The following is a 21300-nucleotide window of genomic DNA, read 5'->3' on the forward strand; positions in this document are numbered from 1 at the left end:
TTCCCTCTCCCAGGGAGTGTTGTTGGTTTAGAAGCGCAGCGTCTGCAGCGTCTTGAAGCTGGTGGTGATGTCCGGAAGATAGGGCGCGGGGGCCTGATCATTCTCGACGTAGAAATGGTGCACGCCCGCGCTTGCCTTGCGCTTGAACAGCGCGGCGAAGTCGATCGTGCCGGTGCCCACCGCAGCCATGCTGCCATCGGCGCGCATGTCCTTCACATGATAGGAATAGAGGCGGGTGTTCAGCCGGTCGATCAATGCGGGCAGATCCTGGCCAGCGCGCTTCGCCCAATAGAGATCGAGTTCGATCTTCACCAGCGCGGGGTCGGTTTCCTTGAGGAAGCGATCGTACAGCGTCACGCCGCCCGGCTTGTTGGTGAACTCGAAATCATGGTTGTGATAGGCGAAGCCGAAGCCCGCCTTTTTCAGCTCGCGCGCGAACTTGTTGAAGTTCGGCAGTGCGGCGTTCCAGCCGGCCTCGGTGCGGTGCTGGTCAGTCATGTACGGCAGCACCACCGTCTGCGCGCCGAGCGCGCGCGCCATCGCGACCGACTTGTCGAACTGGCCGAGCAGCGCGTCATAGCCGATGTGGAGCGAGGGGCAGCGCAGGCCGGCCTCGTCCATGGCGCGGCGGAGCATTGCCGGGTCCATGGTGTCATAGCCGCCGCCGCCGAACTCGATCTCGCGATAGCCGATCTTCGCGATCGCCGCGAGCGTGCCCGCGGGATCCTTCTGGAAGATGTCGCGCACGGTATAGAGCTGGATGCCCACCGCCTTGATCTGGGCGGCGTGGGCCGCGGGGACCAGGCGCCCCATCACGGCGAGAGCGGTGGCGCTGCCCGCGCCGGCGAGCAGAGTGCGTCGATCGAGCATCATGCGCTGTACACCTTGTTGACCTGGGAATAGGGGAAGGCGCCGTTATATTCGCCCGGCACCGGCAGATATTCGCGTTCCTGGGTGATGCCGATCTCCGAGGTATAGTACCCGGTGATCACCAGCTGACGGAACGCCTCGAAGAAGGTCTGGCCGCCGGGGATCGCCCCGTTCATCGCCAGGGAGAGCAGCGCATCCTGCTGCTCGGGCGTCGCCTTGTCGGCGGCGACCTTGTGGTCCTGCTGCGACCGCGCCTCGATCGCGTCGAGCCCGGCGAGTATCGGCACGCGGTCGGTGGGCGAGGCCCAGTCCGCCAGCAGCTTCTCGATGAAGGCGGGAACTCCCGCGGCGATCGCGCCCGGCGTATCGGTGGTGGGGATCACCCGCTCGCTGAGCGCGGTCATCAGCGCGCGCTGGGCGGGGCTGAACACGGCGACGCTCGGCGGACCGTCCGGGATCAGCTGCGCGGCGGTCATCTGCGCGGCGCGGGCGAGCGGCGCGAACACGGCCGACCCGAACAGGGCAAGCACGCCGGTCAGTGCGGCGCGGCGGTCGAGGATCATTTGCGGTCTCCCGGAAGGTCCTGCGCGATCGCGCCTTCGGGCAGCGGGCGCACCCAGATGTTGCGAAACGACACCGGCGAGTCATGGTCCTGCAGCTGGATCGGCAGGGCATCGGCATGCGCGGCATATTCGGCGACGTGGCGCCAGTTGGTGGTACCGAGCATGGCCTGGTGGTTCTGCACCAGAACGCCGTTGAGGAACGCGGTGATATAAGCGGGGCGCAGCAGCTTGCCGTCGGCGGCGAAGCGGGGGCGCTCGAACACCACGTCATAGCTCTGCCATTCGCCGGGCTTGCGCGCCGGGTTCACCAGCGGCGGTTTCCAGCCATAGACCGCACCGACCGTGCCATCGGCATAGGTGGCGTTCTGATAGCCGTCGAGAATCTGAATCTCGTAGCGCTGCATGAACCAGATGCCGCTGTTGCCGCGATCCTGCGAGCTCTTGGTCGGCGGATTGGGCGAGCGGAACTCCAGGTGCAGCTGCACGTCGCCGAAGCTCTGTTTGGAGATCAGCGCGTTTTCGCCGCCACTGCTCGCGCGGCTGGGCACGGTGAGCACGCCGCCCTCGACCGGCCATAGCTTGCGTTGCGCGGTCCAGGCATCCAGCGAGCGGCCGTCGAACAGCACGACAGCGTCCGAAGGCGCGCCGCCCGGCTGGGTCGCGGGGGTGACGGTGGCGGGGTAGGGCCGGTCCGAGTCATGGACATGCCAGTTTCCGCCGCCCGGCAGGATCGGGGTATCCTTGAAGCCCGGCTTCTCCTGCGCTGCGGCCGGGGTGGCTGCCATCGCTGTCAGAACGGCCAGCAGCAGGGCGCTGCGTCTCGACATTGCTTCTCTCCTTAGCCGGCGTCTATCGTGCGATAGGCGGCAATCAGCCGCTCCTCGCCCGCGCGCCCTTCCACCGAATTGCCGTGTTCCATGCCGATCACGCCGGCATATTTCTTGGCTCGCAGCCAGCGGACGATTCCGGCGTAGTTGACCTCGCCGGTGCCGGGCTCCTTGCGACCCGGATTGTCGCCGAACTGGATATAGCCGATCTCGCTCCAGCACATGTCGAGCGTCGGGATCAGGTTCCCGGACTGGATCTGCTCGTGATAGAGATCGGCGAGCACCTTGATCCCCGGGCTGTTCGCCCCGCGCGCCACGGCAAACCCTTGCGCGATGCTCTGCATGTAGACGCCGGGATGGTTGGTGCGGGTGTTGAGCGGCTCCATGACCAGTGCGAAACCATGGTGGGCGACGATGTCGCCGGCGCGTCGCATCGTGTCGATCACGCGCGCGGTCTGGATGTCGAGCGGCACCTTGGGGTCGAGGAAGCCGGTGACCACCGTCACCCGCGTCGCCTCGAGCCGCTTCGCGACGTCGATCGAGGCGCGGATATCCGCCAGAAAGGCCTCGCGCTCGGCACCGTCGTTCGCGCCCAGGATCGGGCGGGACTGCGCCCATTTCGGCATGGCGGCGACGAACACGCCCATCTTCATGCCGCGGCTGAACAGCGCCTTGGCCATCGCAACCTGCTCGTCGATCGGGCGGCTGGCGGCCTCGTTATCCTCCCAGGCGGTGAAGCCCTGATCGGCGGCGAAGGCGATCTGCTCCAACCGGTTGCCGCGGCTGGCGAAGCTGCCCTCGTGCGGCGCGAAATGGAGCGAGAAGCGTGCCGCGTTCGACTGGCCGCGCGCGGCCGAGGACGCCACCAGCGGCGCCGCGGCGGCACCGGCCAGCACGGTGCGGCGCGACACGCTCATTTGCCGCCTGCCGCCTTGAGATAGGCGATGATCTGTGCGCGCTTGGCGGGGTCCGCCATGCCGATCGGCATGCGGGTGCCGGGCACCTTCTTCATCGGCGCGGTGAGGAACTGGTCGAGCGTCGCCGGATCCCAGGTCAGCTTCGAATTCTTGAGCGCCGTCGAGTAATTGAAGCCCGGCGCCGAGGCGGCGGGCCGTCCGACGACACCGTTCAGATTGGGGCCGACGCCGTTCTTGCCGCCCTTGTCGACGGTGTGGCACGCCTTGCACGCGGCGAAGGCGGGCGGGGCGGCGGTCTGCGCCCAGGCGGGGGCGGACGCCGTGAGCGCCGCGGTTGCGGCCAGGGCCATCCAGAATCTCATGCATAGTCTCCGTTGGGAAGGTCGGTCCATTTGGCGTCGCCGGCGGCGTTGGCGATCATCGCTTCGACGAACGTCATGGTGCGCAGCCCGTCGACCAGGCCGGGCACGCGGACTTCGGTGTCGCCGCGAAGCAGCCCTGCGAACCCGCGATAGAGATTGGCGAACGCTTCGATATAGCCTTCGGGATGCCCGGCCGGGGTGCGGAGAAGGGGGGGGATACCCGCCCCCAGGCCGGGCCCGCCGGCGCGGAGAATCTCCGCGGGGCGATCGATCCAGCGCAGCGTGAGCGTGTTCGGCTCCATCTGCGCCCAGTCCAGCCCGCCGCGCTCGCCGTGGATGCGCAGGCGCAGGCCGTTTTCTTCCCCGGCGGCGACCTGCGTCGCCTTCAGGGTGCCGCGCGCGCCGCCCTCGAAACGGAGAAGCGCGCTGACATCGTCGTCGAGTCTCCGACGAGGGACATGCGTCGCCAGTTCGGCGGACAGCTGCTCGACGCGCAGGCTGGAGACCAGCTCGGCGAGGTGGAAGGCATGGGTCCCGATATCGCCGAGGCAACCGCCGAGCCCGGCGCGCGCGGGATCGGTGCGCCATTCGGCCTGCTTGTTGCCCTCGGTGTCGAGCGAACCGCTCAGCCAGCCCTGGATATATTCCACCTGCACCAGCCGGATTGCGCCGAAGTCGCCGCGTGCGATGCGGGCGCGCGCCTCCTCGACCAGCGGATAGCCGCTATAGGTGAAGGCGAGAGCGAACTGCTTGCCGCTTTCTCGCGCGGCGGCGGCGATGGCGCGGGCCTCGTCGCCGTTCATCGCCATCGGCTTTTCGCAGAAGACGTGGAAGCCGGCGTTCAGCGCAGCGATGGCGACCGGCGCGTGAAGGTGGTTCGGGGTGACGATCGCGACCGCATCGATGCGCTCGCTCTCCGGCAGCGCCGCTTCGCCTGCGAGGAGCGCGTCATAGGTCGCATAGACCCGCGCCGGATCGAGCCCGAGCAGGTCGCCGGTGCGGGTGTTCTTGCCCGCATCGGTGCTGAACGCGCCGGCGGTAAGCCGCCAGTCGCCGTCCAGCGCCGCGGCCATGCGGTGAATGGCGCCGATGAACGCGCCCTCGCCGCCGCCGACCATGCCGAGCCTTAGCGGATGCCGGATCATGCGTCGCGGCTTCCTAGCCCGAGCAGATTGCGAATCGCGTCCTTGTCGACGCCGCTCGAGGCGAAATCGTCGAAGGCGCGCTCGGTGACGCGGATGATATGGTCGCGGATGAACGGCGCGCCTTCGCGGGCGCCGTCCTCGCTGTTCTTCAGCGCGCATTCCCACTCGATCACGGCCCAGCCGCGATAGCCGTACTGGGCGAGCTTGCTGAAGATGCCGACGAAATCGACCTGGCCGTCCCCGGTGGAGCGGAAGCGGCCGGCGCGGTTCACCCAGCTCTCGTACCCGCCATAGACGCCGCTGCGTCCGGTCGGGTTGAACTCCGCATCCTTCACGTGGAAGCAGGAAATCCGATCGTGATAGCGATCGATGAAGTCGAGATAGTCGAGCTGCTGCAGCACATAATGCGACGGATCGAACAGGATGCGCGCGCGCGGGTGGTGGTTCACCGCCTCGAGGAAACGCTCCCAGCTGGCGCCGTCATGAATGTCCTCGCCGGGATGGATCTCATAGGCGCAGTCGACGCCCGCTTCCTCGAACACGTCGAGAATCGGCAGCCAGCGGCGGGCGAGCTCGGCGAACGCCTCCTCGACGAGACCCGCGGGGCGCTGCGGCCAGGGATAGACATAGGGCCAGGCGAGCGCGCCCGAGAAGGTGGCATGCGCCTTCAGCCCCAGCCGGCCGCTGGCGCGGGCGGCGAGCTTGACCTGCTCGACCGCCCAGGCCTGGCGCTCGGCGGGCTTGCCGTGGAGCTCGGCCGGCGCGAAGCCGTCGAACAGCGTGTCGTACGCCGGATGGACCGCGACCAGCTGGCCCTGGAGGTGCGTCGAAAGCTCGGTCGGCTGGATGCCGAACTTGTCGAGCCGGGCGCGGAGATCGTCGCAATAGGCCTGGCTTTCGGCCGCCTGTTGCAGATCGATCAATCGCGGATCGCACGGGATCTGCACCCCGACATAGCCGAGCCGTGCGGCCCATTCGGCCATGTGGTCGAGCGTGTCGAACGGCGCGGCGTCGCCGAGAAACTGGGCGAGGAAGATGCCGGGGCCCTGCATCGCGGTCATGCGTGCACCTCGTTACGATTGTTCTTGAAGGTGAACTGGAAAAGGAGCGCGATCACCGCGGCGGCGATCGCCGGATACCACCAGAGATGGTGCCAGTCGGCGACGGTCGCGTTCGCCGGCAGCTGGGCGTAGAGGAGCCCGCCGATCTGCGAGCCGAGCAGCATGCCCACGCCGTAGGTGAACAGCGTCAACATGCCCTGCGCCTGGGCGTTGACGCCCTTGGGCGTGGCGATGGTGCCGGTGTAGATGGCGCCGGCGACGAAGAAGAAGTCATAGCACACGCCGTGCAGCGCGACGCCGAGATAGATCGCCCAGATCCCCGCACCGCCGTCGCCGATGGCGAACAGCGCATAGCGCACCGCCCAGGCAATCATGCCGACGAGCAGCAGCGGCTTCACCCCGAAGCGGCGATAGAGCCACGGCATCGAGAACATGAAGACGAGTTCGGACATCTGCCCGATCGCCAGCGTGCCGCCGACATTCTCGATCCCCACCACCCCGACATAGGGCGAGGCATAGGCATAATACATCGCCAGCGGGATCGAGATCAGGGTCGCGCAGAGGATGAAGATCAGGAACGAGCGGTTACGCATCAGCCCGAAGGCTGCGGTGCAGAATACCTCCGCGGCCAGGCTCTTGCCCTGCGGCGCATCGGGCTGAACATTGGGCAGGGTGATGCTGTAGAGGCCCAGCGCGAGCGAGACGACGCCCGCCACCTGGAAGATCTGCGGGCTGGCGGAGAGGTGCGCCCAGCCGATGATCAGCCCGGCGACGATCCAGCCCAGCGTGCCAAAGGCGCGGACGAAGGGGAAGCGGTCGACGCGCTCGCCGAAGCTCTTGAGCGCGATCGTGTTCGCCAGGCCCACGGTCGGCATGTAGAGGATCATGTAGCCGAGCAGCAGCCAGACGAAGCTTGCGCCATGCTCGGGCGTGAGCAGCGTCGGCAGGATAAAGAGCAGCACGCCGCCGATGAGGTGCAAAGCCACCATCAGCATCCTGGGGCTGAGAAACCGCGCTGCGGCCATCCCGAGCAGGAAAGATCCGACAATCGAGGCGATGGGGCCGACGGAGAACGCGTTGGCGATCAGGCTACCCAGCCCGACGGTCTGCATCACCAGCCCGAGCGTAACGTTCCACGCGCCCCAGACGAAGAACTGCAAGAACATCAGCGCGCTGAGGCGCCCCGTGAGCAATCCCGACAGTGACTGTGCGCGGCCCGCAACAAACCCTTCAGCAGCGACCATGCGCGCCCTCTCCCCCGAATGCGGCTTTGCCGCTGTTCGAATCGCAGCCTATGCACTCCGACAAGTGATGTAAAGGATTACATCGACGGGGCTCGACACGGCCCATCGCAACCGACAAAGGTACCTGCATGGCTACGATTATCGAGGTTGCCGCGGCTGCCGGCGTTTCCACGGCGACCGTCTCGCGCGTGCTCAGCCAGCCAGGACGGGTGGCCGAAGCGACGCGGGTACGCGTGATGGAGGTTGTCGAGGCGCTCGATTACCGCCCGAACGTCGCCGCGCGGACGCTGCGCACATTGCGCGCCGCCAAGATCCTGCTGACCGTGCCGGACATTTCCAATCCCTTTTTCGCCAGCGTCATCCGCGGCGCGGAAGAGGCGGCGCGCGACACGGGGTACGCTGTGGTGCTTGGCGATACCCGCCACGATCCCGAGGTGGAGGACCAATATGCCGAGATGCTGTCGCGCCGCGAGGTGGATGGGCTCGTTTTCCTAGGCCATCGGCTGCCCGCCAGCCTCGAGGCGCTCGTCGCCCGGCAGGGCGCCGCGGCACCGATCGTCAATGGCTGCGAATATAGCGCCGACATCGGCGTGCCGAGCGTGCATATAGATAATGCCGCTGCCAGTGCCGATGCGGTCGAGCATCTGGTGGAACTCGGTCACCGCGCCATCGGCGTGATCACCGGGCCGCCGATCAGTCCGATCAGCCGCGATCGCCTTGCCGGCGCGTTGCGGGCGGCCGAGCGGCACGGGCTGGCGGACGAGCTCCAGTTGTACGAGGGCGATTACGGCGCCGATTCCGCGCACCGGGGCGCGCGGGCGCTGCTGGCCAAGGGCGTCACCGCGATCTTCTGCTTCAGCGACGAGATGGCGCTGGGAGCGATCAGTGCGGTGAGCGCCAGCGGGCGGTCCTGCCCGGAGGACGTTTCCGTCATCGGCTTTGACGACCTGCCGCTCGCGCGCTTCTTCCACCCGGCGTTGACCACCATCGCCCAGCCCAAGGGGATGATCGGGCGGCGGGCGGTGGAACTGCTTGTCGGCATTCTGCGCGGCGTGGAGCCCGCCGAGCGCCAGATTACGCTGGTGCATGAGCTGATCCGCCGCGCCAGCACCGGGCCCGCGCCAACGCCCCGGTGACAGGTCGTCGCGAGCTGCTATGATGCTGGAAAGGCGGCCGAAAGACGACGCCTGCTGGGAGAGAGACGATGCCGACCCTGCGTACCGCCGCCGCGCGCTGCACCGCGCTTGCGCTGATCACCGCGACGATGATCGGGGCAGCGCCTGCCACGCAAGGCCGTCCGCCGGTCATCGGCATCTCGCACCTTGCCGTCTATGCGACGGACATGGCCGCGACCGACCATTTCTACCGCGTCGTGCTCGGCGCACGGAAGGGGGCGGATCCGGAGGATCCCGCCGGCGTGCGCTATTATTTCAGCCCGCGGCAATTCGTGGAGGTGCTGCCCGCACCCAAGCAGCACGGCCCGAGCATGCTCGCCCATGTCGGCTATGTCACCGCCGATGCGGCCCGGCTGCGGACATGGCTGATTGATCAGGGCATGCGCGACCTCAGCCCGGTGCAGCGCGGGGCGGGGGGTGACCAATGGTTCGGCGGCAAGGATCCCGAGGGCAACGCTGTCCAGTTCGTCCAGCCGGGCAGCGCGTCGACCGCGGCCGAGAAAGGCGCGATCAGCGGGCGAATCCTGCATGTCGGCTATGCGGTGCACGATCGCGCCAGACAGGACCGCTTCTACCGCACGCTGCTTGGCTTTCGGCCTTACTGGTTTGGAGCGTTTCATGCCGACAAGGTCGACTGGGTCTCGCAGCAGGTGCCCGACGGGCGCGACTGGCTGGAATATATGATGGTCGGGCCGGGCTCCGACGTGGCGCTGGAATCGGTCGATGCGCGGCAGCTGGGGGTGCTCAACCATGTCTCGCTCGGCGTCGCCAACATGCAGGCAGCGGTGACCACGCTGTATCGCGAAAATCGGCTGAGCCCGCGGCATGACGGCCCGCAAATGGGCCTGGACGGCAAGTGGCAGGCGAATTTCTACGATCCCGACGGGACGCGGGTGGAGTTGATGGAGTTTAAGCCGGTGATGCAGCCCTGCTGCTCCGCCTTCACCGCGGACAGCCCGGAACGCTAGCTTTACAGGATCGGGACAGGCTCGTTCGAGCACCGCCGTTGCGGTTCAGAACGTTGTCGTCACAATTTCGCATTCGTTGATGTAGACTGCCAGGCATGCAGAACCAGCAGGCCGGGCAGATGCGCGACGCGCCGTCGAGCGTGCCCTATTTCAACGTTTCCGATGCACCGCCCGAATTGCGCTTCGACGCCTATGCCGAGTCCGTCGATCCGATCTTCGATACGCGGCGGACGGAGGTGGCGGGCGATTTCAGCGTCGGGCTCGACGGGTTCAACGCCGGACCCGTGCTGATCGGCCGCTCGCGCATGTGGGGGGCGTCGTTCCACTATGATCGCGATGTCCGCAAGGTCGCCCAGACGGGGGTCGAGGCGGTGCTGGTGCAGATCGTCACCAAGGGCTGCGATGTGCGGCTGCACGACGGCGAGGCGCAGGTCACCCGGCCGGGTGACATCTGCATCGCCGACATGACGCGTCCGTTCGCGACCCGTACCGAGGGCTGCGACAATATCAGCATGGTCGTGCATCACGCGGCGCTGGGACTGGACGAGCCGCGGCTGGATGGGCTGCACGGACTGATCCTGGGACGCGATACGCTGGGCGCACAGCTGATGGCCGACCATGCCCGAATGCTGGTCGAGCGCCTGCCCAGCGCAAGGCCGGACGATGCGCTGGCGGTCGCGCGCGCTACCGGCCTGATGCTCGGCGGCCTGATCGCACCGATGGTGGAGGAGGGGCCGCAGCGTGCGTCGGTCGCGGTGGCGGCGCTGTTCCGCATCAAGCGCTTCATCCGTGCCAATCTCGCCCAACCCGATCTCGGCCCCGACAGCGTGGCCAAGGCGATGGGCATGTCTCGTGCCTCGCTTTACCGGGCCTTCGCGCCGCTCGGGAGCGTCGGTGACTTCATCCGTCGGCAGCGGCTGGAGCGTGTGCTGAGCGATTTGGGGGACCCCGCCTGCCGTGGACGGTCGATCGCAGAAATCGCCTATGGCTGGGGCTTCGCCGACTGGTCGACCTTCTCGCGCGCGTTCAGGTCGGCGTTCGGGATCACCCCCAGCGAGGCCCGGGTGGGCGGCGCCGTGCTTCCGGGACCCCGCAGCGTCGCGGGTGGCGAGGTGCTGTTGCCGCAGTGGATCCGCACGATGGATGCGGTGCGCCTGCCGGGCTGAGTGGCGCTACATCGCCCGTGCCAGCGTCGGACCGGCGCGGCTGGGCTCCTCGAAGCTGCGGGATGCGGCAGGCGCCTCTTCGAGCCCTGTATCCAGCAGCAGCACGTAGCGGCGAAGCAGCCACACGCAGCGCTCGAACACGGTCGTCGCGGCAAAGGCGCGTTGCTGCGCATCGTGCGGCAGCGCCTCCGCCTGCATCCGGCGGCGGATCGAGTCCATGAGTTCCGAGCGGTCGTGCGTCAGCATGCGGAGCATCGCGAGATCGTCGGCGTCGGGCGTTACGGCGACGTCGGCCAGCGTCTCCAGCATCAGATGCAGGCTCTCGACAAGGCTGTGGAGCAGCGCGCGGACATTCTCATAGTCCGCCCCGCCGGCGCTCTCCGCCAGCTCGACCAGCGAGGACTGCATGGACGTGATCAGCTCGTTGCGGTCGCGCAGGCGCAGCGCCTGATCCAGCACGTCGCGGCTGGTGTAACGCTCGGCCAGCTCGGCCAGGAACATGTTGCATTCGCGGGCGATGGTGCGGTCTACCTCGGAACGCGCCTGCACGCTCAGGTCGCCGGCATCGCCGTCGTCGCGCAAGCCGTTCAGGTACAGCGGCAGACTGGCGAGCAGCCGCGCCTGTTCGCGATTGGCGACGAGGATCGCGGTATCGGCATCGCCCATCGCGGCCTCGCTCAGATATTGCGGCTTGCCCAGCACTTCCTCGATCGAGGGCGGTGCCTGCGCCTCGATCAGGCGACAGATCGGGCCTTCCAGCAGCGCCATGCAAAGGGTCGAGGCCGATTGCAGGGCGAGATACACGGCGGCGAGCTCGGCAGACTTGGACAGGCCGATGCGGTCGAGCAACGGGACGATCATCTGCCCGTCGACGATCCAGTCGGCGAGGAACAGCAGCATCAGCGCCGCGACGCCAACTGCCTTCAGCGCGATTTGGTACAGCACCAGCTGGCGCGCGCTGCCGGTAAGCCGGCCGGCAAGGGTGAGGCCGGACAGCCCGGAGCCCAGCCCGGCGCCGATCACGATCATTGCGCCACTCGCGAAGGGCAGCAGCGCCGCGCCGGCCATCGCCATGGCGACGACGGTGACGGTCGTAGAGGACTGGATGACCATCGCCACTGCGAGGCCGATCGCAAAGCTGACCGGCCAGAAGCGCGCCGACATCGCCATCGCCTCACGCAGCATTTCGGAATCGCGCAGCGCATGCGCGGCCGTCTTGATCAGGTCGACGCCCAGGAACAGCAGCCCTACGCCCAGCAGTGCGCTGACGAGATAGCGGTATCGGCTCGACTGATCGAGGTTGAAGTAGAAGGCGAGGCCGGTCACGCCGATCAGCAGCAGGATGAAATCGTGCATGCTCAGCGCCGCGACCAGCACCAGCAGCGACGTGCCGAGATTGGCCCAGCTGATCACCGGCATCGCCCGGCGCTTGTCGATCGCACCGGCGCTGACCAACGCGACGAGGACGAACGTGACCGCATTGACGCTCTGCATGATCGCGCCCGCCAGCAACCCGAACGCGGCGGTGGAGCCCGTCCCGCTCACTGCGCGGGTAATCAGACGGCGCAGTTTGCGGCCGGCCATCTGTTTGAGATTGGCTCCGATCAGCCGGATGCCGATGAAGAACAGCCCCAGGCCGGCGAGCAGGCTGGCGACGAAATCCATGGTACGCGTGTTTCCCCGAATGCGCTGGCAGGGAGGCGAGTCCGTCGCCCCCCGTGCGGCCGCTTTCCTGCGCGTTCCACATGACGGCGACAAGTAAAGAGCGGCCCCTCGCAGCAGAAGGGCATGGCATTACGTCTCAGATCTGCTGCAAATCCTCTCAGAGGTCTGCTTGTCATATCTCTGTCACACGCGCCGATGTAGGTGGCTTCGTTGTTTCATTGCGATCGTGCTGCTGGGGGGGGCGCCTGTTGGCGCTGCGCCTTGCTGGTGATGTGGGTGAAGTAACTGAAAAGGGTCGACGAAACTGTCGGCGAGTATCAGGCGGCGCGCTTGTCGGGACGCGAGCATCGCTGTCGCAGCAGGGGGAAGGTGGCGGCCACGCCATCCTTTGGGGACGAGTACACATACGATGAACAGCATCGCGGGCGCCGCATCAGGCGCGACGGCGAAGCCATGGCCGGCGCCCGCCGGATCCCGGCTCGCAGCAACGCTGCTGCTCGCCGCGGCGGCCTCCTTGGCATCGCCTGCGGCACGAGCGCAGGAAGAAGCTGTGCCGGAAGCCGCGCCTGTCGAGAAGGCGCCGAGCAACTTCCATCTTTCCGGATTCGCCACGCTGGGCGCCACCTATAGTGACAATCGCGACGTCGGCGTCATTACTGCCTATTCGGATGCGCATCCGTCGCGCCATGGCCTGTCCGCCGATCTGGATTCGGTCCTAGGGCTGCAGGCCGTATGGCGGCCGTTCGGCGGCACTTCGATCACCGCGCAGGGAGTGGCCCGGCCCGACGGGGACGGAATGCGCGTCGATCTGCGCATGGCCTATGTCCGCCAGGAGCTGGGCCGGAACGTCGCGGTGCGTCTAGGTCGCATCCGCAGCCCGCTCTACTTTGATTCGGACGTGGCGGAAGTGGGCTATGCCTATCTCACCGCCCGCCCGCCGATTCCGCTGTACAGCATCGTCAACAGCGTGGGCGCGCTCGACGGCGGCGACGTGCAGCTCCGCCACGCCTGGGGCGATACCGCGGTGCTGGTACAGGGCTATTATGGCGACAGCCGGTATGATCACCAATTCTACAATCAGGGCACAGCGGCGCGCGCCCGGCTGAAGGGGGTTCACGGCGCTTCGGTGAGCCTGATCCTGCCCTGGGTCACGCTGCGCGCGTCGCGCACCTGGGTGCATCGCTACACGATGCGGGGCGCGAACATCGACCAGCTGAACGCCGGCCTCGGCCAATTGGCCGGCGGGCTGACACTCGCCGCGAGCAACCCGTTCTTGCCCGCGCAGGTCGCGGCTGCGCTAAAGGGCAAGGCACAGGGCATCACCGCGCTTGCCAACCCATTCGACAACCGCCCGATCTACACCAGCATCGGCTTTGACGCCTCGTATCGTGCGCTGCGCCTGCTGGGCGAATGGACGCAGCTCGACTCGCAGTCGGCGATGATCGGCAAGTATGAGGGCTGGCAAGGCACGATCGGCTACAGCATCGGTACTGTCACGCCCTATATGACCTATGCCCGGAATCACCGGACCGACGGCCCGCTGGATACCAACGCGCTCGGGCCGACCGGGCTGGATCCGGCGCTCGATGCGGGGCTTGGCCAGATGCAGGGCGCCTTCACCTTGGCGCGCACCTACGCCGATCTCTCGATGCGTTCGCTCAGCCTCGGCGCCCGCTGGGATCTGCGCGCCAACATGGCGTTGAAGGTGCAATATGACCGGCTGACCACGCCGGCCACGAGCGTGCCTGGCATGTTCGCGGTGGCGCGGTTGCCGATCGACCGCACCGCCAACCTGGCGACGCTTGCCCTCAACCTGGTGTTCTAGGAGTAGCCGCGATGAACCTCATCCTTCCCATCATGGTCGCATTCGCGGTCCAGTCGGGCGCGGGGCGTAGCGGCGACGAGCTGGTGGTGATTGCCAACCGCTCGGCACCCGTGGAGCGGCTCGACAGCCAGAAGGCGACGCAAATCTTCCTCAAGCAGATCCAGACCTGGTCGGACGGCAAGCCGATTACCCCGGTCGACGTGGCGGAAGGCTCGCCGCTGCGCGCCGAATTCTATGCCAAGGTCACCGGCCGCAGCGTCGGCCAGATCCGGGCCTATTGGGCGCGGCAGGAATTCACCGGCATGGGCTTCCGCCCGCGCCAGGCCGCGAGCGCGGCGGATGTCGCGCGGATGGTGCAGGCGACCCCCGGTGCGATCGGCTATGTCAGTCGCAAGGCCGCAACGCCGGCGGTGAAGGTCGTGCTGGACGTGAGCCACTAACGGGCAATGGCGAGCGCGGCGCCTTCCTCCTGGCACCAGGCCTATGCCCGGTTCTTCGGGCCGACGGTGTGGATTTCCGGGCGGCTGAGCTTCCCGCGCAAATATCTGCTGATCGGGCTGCTGGTGCTGGTGGCGCTGGGCACGCTGAGCGCACCGTTGCTCGAACAGCTACGCAAGGATGTGCACAGCACCGCAACCGAGCGGAAGGGGCTCGGGCGCATCGCCGCCCAGACGCGGCTGCTGGGCGAACTGATCCGCTGGCGCAGCGCGCTGCTCGGGGGCAGTGCGGGGCCAGGGATGTCGGCACTGGACCATGCGGTCCAGGCGCAGGCGAAGGTGGCGCGTGGCGACGGGCTGGTGGCGGGGGCCGACCGGCTGGAGCAGGCGTGGCGTACCGCAGGTGGCGCGGGGGACACCCCGCAGGTACGCTTCGCCGCCTCGACCGGCGTGATCAACGCGGTGCTCGCGCTGATCCGGGACGAGGCACGCGTCTATCGCCTCAATGTCGATCCGGAACTGGACGCGACGCTCGACATGCTGAGCGATCGCCTGCCGGTGGTGATCGACACGCTGGGTAAGCAGCACGACGCGCTGGCGATCGGCGGCACCGACATTGCCTCCTATGCGCTGGGCGCGCAGGTGGTGCTGACCGAGAGCGCGCCGGCGATGCGGGCGGGTATCGCGCAGTTGAGCGGCAGCGGCGGCGCCTTGTCCGGGCAGCTCGATCGTCTGCTCGCCGGCATCGCCCGACAGCAGGATGCGGCGGACCGAAGCCTGGGCATGCCCTCCGCCCTGGGCGAGCTGGCGCGGATCGCCCGCGCCAATGTCGCCTCGGCGCAGGGACTGCTCCAGCAGGTGCAGTCCGAGGTCGACGCGCGTCTGGCGCACCGCTCGGCCAAGCTCCAGCGTTTCCAGTGGGTCATCGGCCTGCTGATCGCGGGCGCGCTGGGGGCGATCGGCTATCTGTTCGCCGGCATCTATATTTCGACGCTGCGATCGCTGAAGAGCCTGTCTGACGGCACCGAACGCTTCTGCGCGGGCGAGTTCGAAACGCGGATCACGCTGGAGACGCATGACGAGCTCGTCCTCGTCGCGCGCAATTTCAATACGATGGCGACCGAGTTCGGCCGGCTGCTCGGCGTGATCAAGCGCCAGAACGAGACGCGCGAGGCCGAGCTGGAGTCGCAGGTGAGCCTGCGCACCGCCGAGCTCGCCGAGCGCAACGCGGAGCTCCGCCGCGCTGCCCTGCGGGTGGCGGAAGAGCTCGACCTCGCCCGCAACATGCAGCAGGCAATCCTGCCGCAGACCTTCCCCGACGAGCCGAGCTGGTCGGTAAGCGCCGCGATGCACCCGGCGCGCGAACTGGGCGGCGACTTCTATGATTTCTTCGCGCTTGCCGACGGCCGCTACGGGATGCTGGTGGCGGACGTATCCGGCAAGGGCGTCGGCGCGGCGTTCTTCATGGCGGTCTCGCGCACCGTGATCCTCGATCTGGCGCTGTCCGGCCTGGCGCCGGAGGAGGTGCTCGCACGCGCCAACGATCTCTTGTGCGAACGCAACCCGATGGAACTGTTCGTCACCGCCTGCTACGCCGTGTTCGATCCTGCCGATGGCGGCCTGCGCTATGCCAATGCCGGGCACCACGCGCCGCTGGTCCGCCGCGCGGACGGTCGCGCCGAGCCGCTCCCCTGCCACCGCGATATTGCCCTCGCTGTGCTGCCGGGCATGACCTATGGCGGCATCGACGCGCGCCTCGCGCCGGCGGAATGCCTGTTGCTCTACACGGACGGCGTGACCGAGGCGTTCGATCGGCACGGTGTTGCCTATGGCGATCCGCGCCTCCACGCCTGGTTCGAGGCGACCTCGCGCGATGCCGGGGCGGGGGCCTTGGTGGAGGGACTGGTCGCCGACGTCTCCGCCTTTGTCGACGGCGAGGAAGCCTCAGACGACTTGACGTGCCTGGTCCTGTGTCGAAAGTCCGGAGTCCGCATGGAAGATACCCGTCCCTCTGGTGCGGAAGCACCGCCGCCGGTGATCCTGGGCGACAAGCAGGAACTGCTCCATCACCGGCTCGCCTCGCGCGTCGGGGAGCTGGCCGGCCTGGCCGAGGCAGTGGAAGCGGTGCTGCCCGATCGCCCGGATCTGGCCTTCACCGCCAATGTCTGTCTCGAAGAGCTGATCACCAACACCATCGTCCACGGCCTGGGCGGCGCGCCGGATCATGTGATCGAGGTGTTCGTCAATCGCTCTTCCGAATGGCTGGAGATCATCGTCAAGGACGATGCGCCGAAGTTCGATCCCTTCGCCGAGGCGCCGGTGCCCGATCTGGACCTGGAGCTGGACGACCGCCCTATCGGGGGGCTCGGGGTTCACCTCGTGAAGACGATGATGGACATCGCCCATGCCTATAACGACGGCAACGGCAACCTGATCATTCTGTTGAAGACGCTGCAGGCGTCGACCCCTTCTCAAGCGTAGCGGAGATGGTAGGAGCAGCCATGGCTTTTCACTCCGAACTGATCGCCGAGGACGGCATCCACTGGCTGGCGCTGCACGGCCGGCTGGACAGCGCGACATCGGGCACGCTTGAGCAGACCATCCAGCCGCTGTTCGACGGCAGCGGGGCGGTGGCGCTGGTGATCGATCTGGAGCACCTCGCCTATATCTCCAGCGCCGGGCTGCGCGTGGTGCTGATGGCGGCGAAGCGTGCCAAGCGATCGGGCGGGCGGCTGCTGCTGTGCGGCCTCTCCCCGGCGGTGCGCGAGTTGTTCGAGATCAGCGGTTTCTTGAAGATCCTCGAGGTTTGCCCCGATCGCGCCGCGGCGAGCGGCCTGATCGCCGCCTGATTCCGTAATCCCATCTGGCGGGGAGGGGGAGGGCGGCTTAGTCCTTGGTATAGCTCTCCCCCGCGCCCAAGCTGCGCTAGGTCGCTAGTCGACCGGTGCGCGACCGGGGCGAAAGATTGCGATGTCCCGCAACCATTTCGGCCCTGATCCTTTGATGCGCCGCAACCAGAAAAAGGATCAGGGATGAAGCGCGGGCGTTGGCGCAGGGGGCACGTTGCCCTTTGCGCGATCATGAGCATGGGTCTGGCTACGCCGGTACTGGCACAGCAGGTGGATGTCGGCGCGCCGCCGCCGCCGGCCGATGAGATCGACAAGCCAAAGCCCGATGCCACGCAGCAGGATGCGAGCGCCGGTCCCCGGGCCGATACCCAGCGTCGCGCACGCAGCCATGCGCTCCATCCGCGCGATCCGTCACCGTCGTCGCTGGCCGGGGACACGCAGAGTGCGCCGCCGCCGGGGCTGATCGGCGACTGGCAGGATATCCGCACCCGCATGGGCGAGCGCGGCATCGGGCTGTCGGCGCGCTATGCTTCCGAAACGGCGTACAACGTCACCGGGGGCGAGCGAAATCTTGTTGCCGAGACCGGCCAGTTCGACGTCGGCGCCCTGCTCGATCTCGACAAGCTCGTCGGCTGGGGCGGGGCAGCACTGCAAACGACGGTCACGTGGCGCCGCGGCATCGACTTGACCACCACCGCTGGCCTCGGCGCGCTGCAGCAGGTGCAGGAAGTCTATGGTCGTGGCCAGACCGTCCGCTTGACCCAGTTCTGGCTCCAGCAGAAGCTGGGCGACAAGGTGGAACTGAAGCTCGGCCGCACCAATCCCGGCGAGGATTTCGCGGTCTTCTCCTGCCACTTCCAGAACCTGAGCTTCTGCGGTGCACAGCCGGGCAATCTGGCGGGCGATTACTGGTATAACTGGCCGGTGAGCCAATGGGGCGCCAACGTCCATGTCGATGTGGCACCGGGCGTGTACGTGCAGGGCGGGGCCTATGAGGTGAATCCGCGCAATCTGGAGAGCACCTTCTTCATCGGCCATCTCACGGGCGCGACCGGCGTGCTGCTGCCTGCCGAAATCGGCTGGACGCGCGGCGGGGACAAGGGGCGGGTCGGCTCGTACAAGCTGGGAGGCTGGATCTCCACGGCAGATGGCGACGATCTCCTTCTGGACGTCAACCGCCAGCCGCGCGCGGTGACCGGCCTGGCACCGCTCCAGCATTCGAGCCGCTACGGCGTGTTCGCCAGCGTCCAGCAGCAATTGACCGGCACCTCGAAGGACGGCCGCGCGCTTACCGGCTTCAGCATGTTCGCCAATGTCACCTTTGCCGACCGCGCGACGACGTTGACGGACAATCAGGTATCGCTGGGGCTCTTCTACAAGGGGCTGGCGCCGAGCCTGCCGGGCGACGTGATCGGGCTGGCGGTGGCGCGCACCAACGTGAACGGCCGCATGGAGACCGCCGATCGCCTCGCCGGCAAGCCGGCCCGCGATGCCGAATATGCGGCAGAGCTATACTATAGCGTCTCGCCGACCGAATGGTTGGTGCTTCAGCCGAACGTGCAGTGGATTCACCAGCCTGGCGGAGTGAAGCACGCCAAGGATGTCGGCGTGCTCGGGCTGAAGTTCGCAGTGACGCTCTGACCGGAGACTAGACCCCTTCCCTTCGGGGAGGGGCCTGAGGAGAAGGGCTCACCCCGCGAGCACGTCCGCCAGCTGCTCGAACTGCTCGGCGATCCCGCCTTCCATGCCGACGAAGGCCTCGTCCAGCGACTCCTTGGACGCGTGGCGATCGTGATAGGTTACCAGCGTCTTCCCCGCCGCTTCCTCGAAGGTGACGTTGGTAACGGCGCCGTCCGCGCCCTCCTCGTTGGTCCAGACGATCTTGGCGTCGGGAATCACTTCCAGGTAGCGGCCAAAAAAGGCGTGAACCTGCCCTTCGTCCGCGCCGAATTCGAGCCGGTAGGTGCCGCCGGTCCGCACATCCATCTCGCACGTGCGCAGCGCGATGGGGACCGACTTGGGAACCCACCACCGACGGAACAGCTCAGGGTTGCTCCAGGCCTGGAAGACGAGCCGGGCAGGGGCGTCGAAGCTGCGCTGGACGACGAGATCCACATCGGAGGTGCGTTCCACCTTGGTCCGCGACGTTGCGGAATCATGCATGCTCAGGCCCATCCGACTGCTCCTTGCGTTTGAGGTCCTCTACGATTTCGTCCAGCGCGTCGAACCGCGCTTCCCAAAGCTGCTGCAGACCCTCGATCCAGGCAGCCTCCGCCATCAGACCGCGGCCGCCCAGCCGGCAGGTGCGCACCCGGCCCACCTTATCGGTGGTGACCAGGCCCGCCTGTTCGAGAACGCCGATATGTTTCTTCATGCCGGTAAGGGTCATGTCGAAGGCACCCGCCAGCGCCGACACCGAACTTTCCGCGCGCCCGAGCCGCTCAAGGATGCCGCGACGGGTGGCATCCGAGAGAGCCATGAAGGATGCGTCGAGGTCAGCGCCGTTATACTGAACCATTTGGTTCAGTGTTAAGTGAAGGCGGAGGGGAAGGCAATGCCCTTGTTAGCCCCCTTCAGGGGAGGGGTTGGGGTGGGGCGGCGTCTCGCCGAGACCGACCAATGTTTTGGCATCGCTCCACCGCACCCCCTCCTCCCAGGAGGAGAAGGGGGTGCAATTGTGGTTACCCCAGCGTGCGCCGGAGTGCGTCATGCCAACCGGCGAGCAGTGTCGTGCGGTGGTCCGCGTTCATCGCCGGTTCGAAGCAGGCCTGCCGCGACCAGATCGCCGACAGCGCGTCCAGCCCGGACCACAGCCCTACCGCGAGGCCGGCATGGAACGCGGCACCGCGGGCGGTGGTCTCCAGATCGTCCGGTCGCTCGACAGCGACGTCGAGGATGTCGGCCAGGAATCGGCACAGCCAGTCATTGGCTGCCATGCCACCATCGACCCGCAGGATCGCGGGGCGGGTGCCGCCATCCTGCACCATCGCGCGGACCAGATCGAAGGTCTGATAGGCCACCGCCTCCAGCGCGGCGCGGGCGAGATGCGCCTGGGTGGCGCTGAGCGTCAGCCCGAAGATCGCGCCACGCGCCTCGGGATCCCAGTGCGGTGCGCCGAGGCCGACGAACGCCGGCACCATGTAGACACCGTGGCTGTCCGATACGCGCGTCGCCATGTCGTTGGTCTGGCGGGCATGGGTGATCACGCCGATGCCGTCGCGCAGCCACTTGATCGCGGCACCCGCAACGAAGATCGAACCTTCCAGCGCATAGGCGGTGCGGCCGTTCAGGCGGTAGGCGGGGGTGGTGAGCATCCGGTGCTCGGACGTCACCGCCGTGTCGCCGGTGTTGAGCAGCAGGAAGCAGCCGGTGCCATAGGTCGACTTGGCGGTACCAGGGGCGAAGCAGCATTGTCCGAACAGTGCCGCCTGCTGGTCGCCCGCCATACCTGCGATCGGGATCGGCACGCCGAACCATTCGGGGTCGGCCAGGCCATAGACATGGGCGTTGTCATGTACCGCCGGCAGCAATGCCATCGGGATGCCGAACAGGCGGCACAATTCGGCATCCCATTCGCCCTTGTGGATGTTCCACAGGCTCGTGCGCGAGGCATTGGTCACATCGGTGGCGTGCACCGCGCCCTTGGTCAGCCGCCAGAGCAGGAAGCTGTCGATCGTGCCGAAGGCCAGTTCGCCGCGCTCGGCCCGTGCCCGCGCGCCGGGTACATGGTCGAGGATCCAGCCGATCTTGGTTGCAGAGAAATAGGGATCGACCAGCAGGCCCGTGCGCGACCGCACCTCGGCCTCGACGCCTTCGGTCTTCAACTCCGCGCATCGGTCGGCGGTCCGACGGTCCTGCCACACGATCGCACGGTGGATCGTCTCGCCGGTCGCGCGGTCCCAGACGAGCGTCGTCTCGCGCTGGTTGGTGATGCCGATCGCGGCGATCCCGCCGGCGCTGACGCCGCTCTTCAGCAACGCATCCCGCGCGGTGGCGAGCGCGTCCGCCCAGATGGTTTCGGGATCGTGTTCCACCCAGCCCTGGCCGGGATAATGCTGCTCGAACTCGGTCTGTGCGGTGGAAACGCGACGGCCGGCCGAATCAAAGATCACGCTGCGCGTCGAGGTCGTCCCCTGATCGATCGCCAGAATGTGAGTCCGGTCCACGCGCACTTCCCCTCCATTGTTCGTTTGGACGCTGCTGGATTTTCGGTCGAACGTCAACGC

Annotated in this window: 20 protein-coding genes; 8 read left to right on the plus strand and 12 right to left on the minus strand. The window is 67.3% G+C overall.

Annotation, left to right across the window (positions count from 1 at the left end):
• Positions 1-27 precede the first annotated feature (27 nt).
• From OIM94_RS18055 to OIM94_RS18090, 8 genes are read right to left on the minus strand one after another with little or no spacing between them, the layout of a single operon-like run.
• On the minus strand, positions 28-873 hold the full coding sequence (locus OIM94_RS18055) for a sugar phosphate isomerase/epimerase family protein (protein ID WP_264608037.1): 846 nt from the start codon (positions 871-873) through the stop codon (positions 28-30).
• Positions 870-1433, minus strand: a complete 564-nt coding sequence (locus OIM94_RS18060) for a gluconate 2-dehydrogenase subunit 3 family protein (RefSeq protein WP_264608038.1) — start codon at positions 1431-1433, stop codon at positions 870-872. The genes OIM94_RS18055 and OIM94_RS18060 overlap by 4 nt, the downstream gene beginning before the upstream one ends.
• Positions 1430-2260, minus strand: coding sequence for a DUF1080 domain-containing protein (locus OIM94_RS18065; protein ID WP_264608039.1), 831 nt, complete (start codon positions 2258-2260; stop codon positions 1430-1432). The genes OIM94_RS18060 and OIM94_RS18065 overlap by 4 nt, the downstream gene beginning before the upstream one ends.
• Before the next feature lie 11 nt (positions 2261-2271).
• The gene (locus OIM94_RS18070) at positions 2272-3177 is read right to left on the minus strand and encodes a hydroxypyruvate isomerase family protein (RefSeq protein ID WP_264608040.1); all 906 of its coding nucleotides are present in this window, start codon (positions 3175-3177) and stop codon (positions 2272-2274) included.
• Positions 3174-3539, minus strand: a complete 366-nt coding sequence (locus OIM94_RS18075; RefSeq protein WP_264608041.1) for a c-type cytochrome — start codon at positions 3537-3539, stop codon at positions 3174-3176. Before OIM94_RS18075 ends, OIM94_RS18070 begins: the two co-directional genes overlap by 4 nt.
• Positions 3536-4684: a Gfo/Idh/MocA family protein gene (locus OIM94_RS18080; protein ID WP_264608042.1), complete on the minus strand. Its 1149-nt coding sequence runs from the start codon at positions 4682-4684 to the stop codon at positions 3536-3538. Before OIM94_RS18080 ends, OIM94_RS18075 begins: the two co-directional genes overlap by 4 nt.
• Complete coding sequence (locus tag OIM94_RS18085) at positions 4681-5745, minus strand: sugar phosphate isomerase/epimerase family protein (protein WP_264608043.1); 1065 nt, start codon at positions 5743-5745, stop codon at positions 4681-4683. Before OIM94_RS18085 ends, OIM94_RS18080 begins: the two co-directional genes overlap by 4 nt.
• Positions 5742-6911 (minus strand): MFS transporter, encoded by a 1170-nt coding sequence (locus tag OIM94_RS18090; protein ID WP_264608044.1) that lies wholly within the window; start codon positions 6909-6911, stop codon positions 5742-5744. Before OIM94_RS18090 ends, OIM94_RS18085 begins: the two co-directional genes overlap by 4 nt.
• Before the next feature lie 206 nt (positions 6912-7117).
• Between OIM94_RS18090 and OIM94_RS18095 the strand changes: the two genes are divergently transcribed.
• The 3 genes from OIM94_RS18095 (at position 7118) to OIM94_RS18105 (ending at position 10298) form a co-directional block, all read left to right on the plus strand.
• Positions 7118-8125, plus strand: a complete 1008-nt coding sequence (locus OIM94_RS18095) for a LacI family DNA-binding transcriptional regulator (RefSeq protein WP_264608045.1) — start codon at positions 7118-7120, stop codon at positions 8123-8125.
• A 68-nt stretch (positions 8126-8193) separates the two neighbouring features.
• Positions 8194-9132 carry a VOC family protein gene (locus OIM94_RS18100; protein ID WP_264608046.1) on the plus strand — a complete coding sequence of 313 codons (939 nt, stop codon included), beginning with the start codon at positions 8194-8196 and terminating at the stop codon, positions 9130-9132.
• A 95-nt stretch (positions 9133-9227) separates the two neighbouring features.
• Positions 9228-10298 (plus strand): helix-turn-helix domain-containing protein, encoded by a 1071-nt coding sequence (locus OIM94_RS18105; RefSeq protein WP_264608047.1) that lies wholly within the window; start codon positions 9228-9230, stop codon positions 10296-10298.
• 6 nt (positions 10299-10304) lie between these two features.
• Here the strand turns inward: OIM94_RS18105 and OIM94_RS18110 are convergent, their stop codons facing one another.
• Positions 10305-11963, minus strand: coding sequence for a Na/Pi symporter (locus tag OIM94_RS18110; RefSeq protein WP_264608048.1), 1659 nt, complete (start codon positions 11961-11963; stop codon positions 10305-10307).
• A gap of 409 nt (positions 11964-12372) precedes the next feature.
• On the opposite strand from OIM94_RS18110, the gene OIM94_RS18115 reads away from it, so the two are divergent.
• From OIM94_RS18115 to OIM94_RS18135, 5 genes are all read left to right on the plus strand, one after another.
• Complete coding sequence (locus OIM94_RS18115; RefSeq protein ID WP_264608049.1) at positions 12373-13788, plus strand: hypothetical protein; 1416 nt, start codon at positions 12373-12375, stop codon at positions 13786-13788.
• Between the two features lie 11 nt (positions 13789-13799).
• Positions 13800-14228: a substrate-binding domain-containing protein gene (locus tag OIM94_RS18120; protein ID WP_264608050.1), complete on the plus strand. Its 429-nt coding sequence runs from the start codon at positions 13800-13802 to the stop codon at positions 14226-14228.
• A 6-nt stretch (positions 14229-14234) separates the two neighbouring features.
• Complete coding sequence (locus OIM94_RS18125; RefSeq protein ID WP_264608051.1) at positions 14235-16706, plus strand: SpoIIE family protein phosphatase; 2472 nt, start codon at positions 14235-14237, stop codon at positions 16704-16706.
• Positions 16707-16726: 20 nt separating this feature from the next.
• Complete coding sequence (locus tag OIM94_RS18130; protein WP_264608052.1) at positions 16727-17074, plus strand: STAS domain-containing protein; 348 nt, start codon at positions 16727-16729, stop codon at positions 17072-17074.
• Between the two features lie 231 nt (positions 17075-17305).
• The gene (locus OIM94_RS18135; protein WP_264608053.1) at positions 17306-18715 is read left to right on the plus strand and encodes a carbohydrate porin; all 1410 of its coding nucleotides are present in this window, start codon (positions 17306-17308) and stop codon (positions 18713-18715) included.
• Positions 18716-18763: 48 nt separating this feature from the next.
• Here OIM94_RS18135 and OIM94_RS18140 read toward each other — a convergent pair whose 3' ends face one another.
• The 3 genes from OIM94_RS18140 to glpK all read right to left on the minus strand — a co-directional run bounded on the left by OIM94_RS18140 (position 18764) and on the right by glpK (position 21240).
• Positions 18764-19249, minus strand: coding sequence for an SRPBCC domain-containing protein (locus OIM94_RS18140; protein ID WP_264608054.1), 486 nt, complete (start codon positions 19247-19249; stop codon positions 18764-18766).
• Positions 19230-19553 carry an ArsR/SmtB family transcription factor gene (locus tag OIM94_RS18145; RefSeq protein WP_264608055.1) on the minus strand — a complete coding sequence of 108 codons (324 nt, stop codon included), beginning with the start codon at positions 19551-19553 and terminating at the stop codon, positions 19230-19232. The genes OIM94_RS18140 and OIM94_RS18145 overlap by 20 nt, the downstream gene beginning before the upstream one ends.
• A 202-nt stretch (positions 19554-19755) precedes the next feature.
• Positions 19756-21240 carry a glycerol kinase GlpK gene (gene glpK, locus OIM94_RS18150; protein ID WP_264608056.1) on the minus strand — a complete coding sequence of 495 codons (1485 nt, stop codon included), beginning with the start codon at positions 21238-21240 and terminating at the stop codon, positions 19756-19758.
• Between the last annotated feature and the right edge of the window lie 60 nt (positions 21241-21300).

The sequence above is a fragment of the Sphingomonas sp. R1 genome (assembly GCF_025960285.1).
Taxonomy (GTDB): domain Bacteria; phylum Pseudomonadota; class Alphaproteobacteria; order Sphingomonadales; family Sphingomonadaceae; genus Sphingomonas.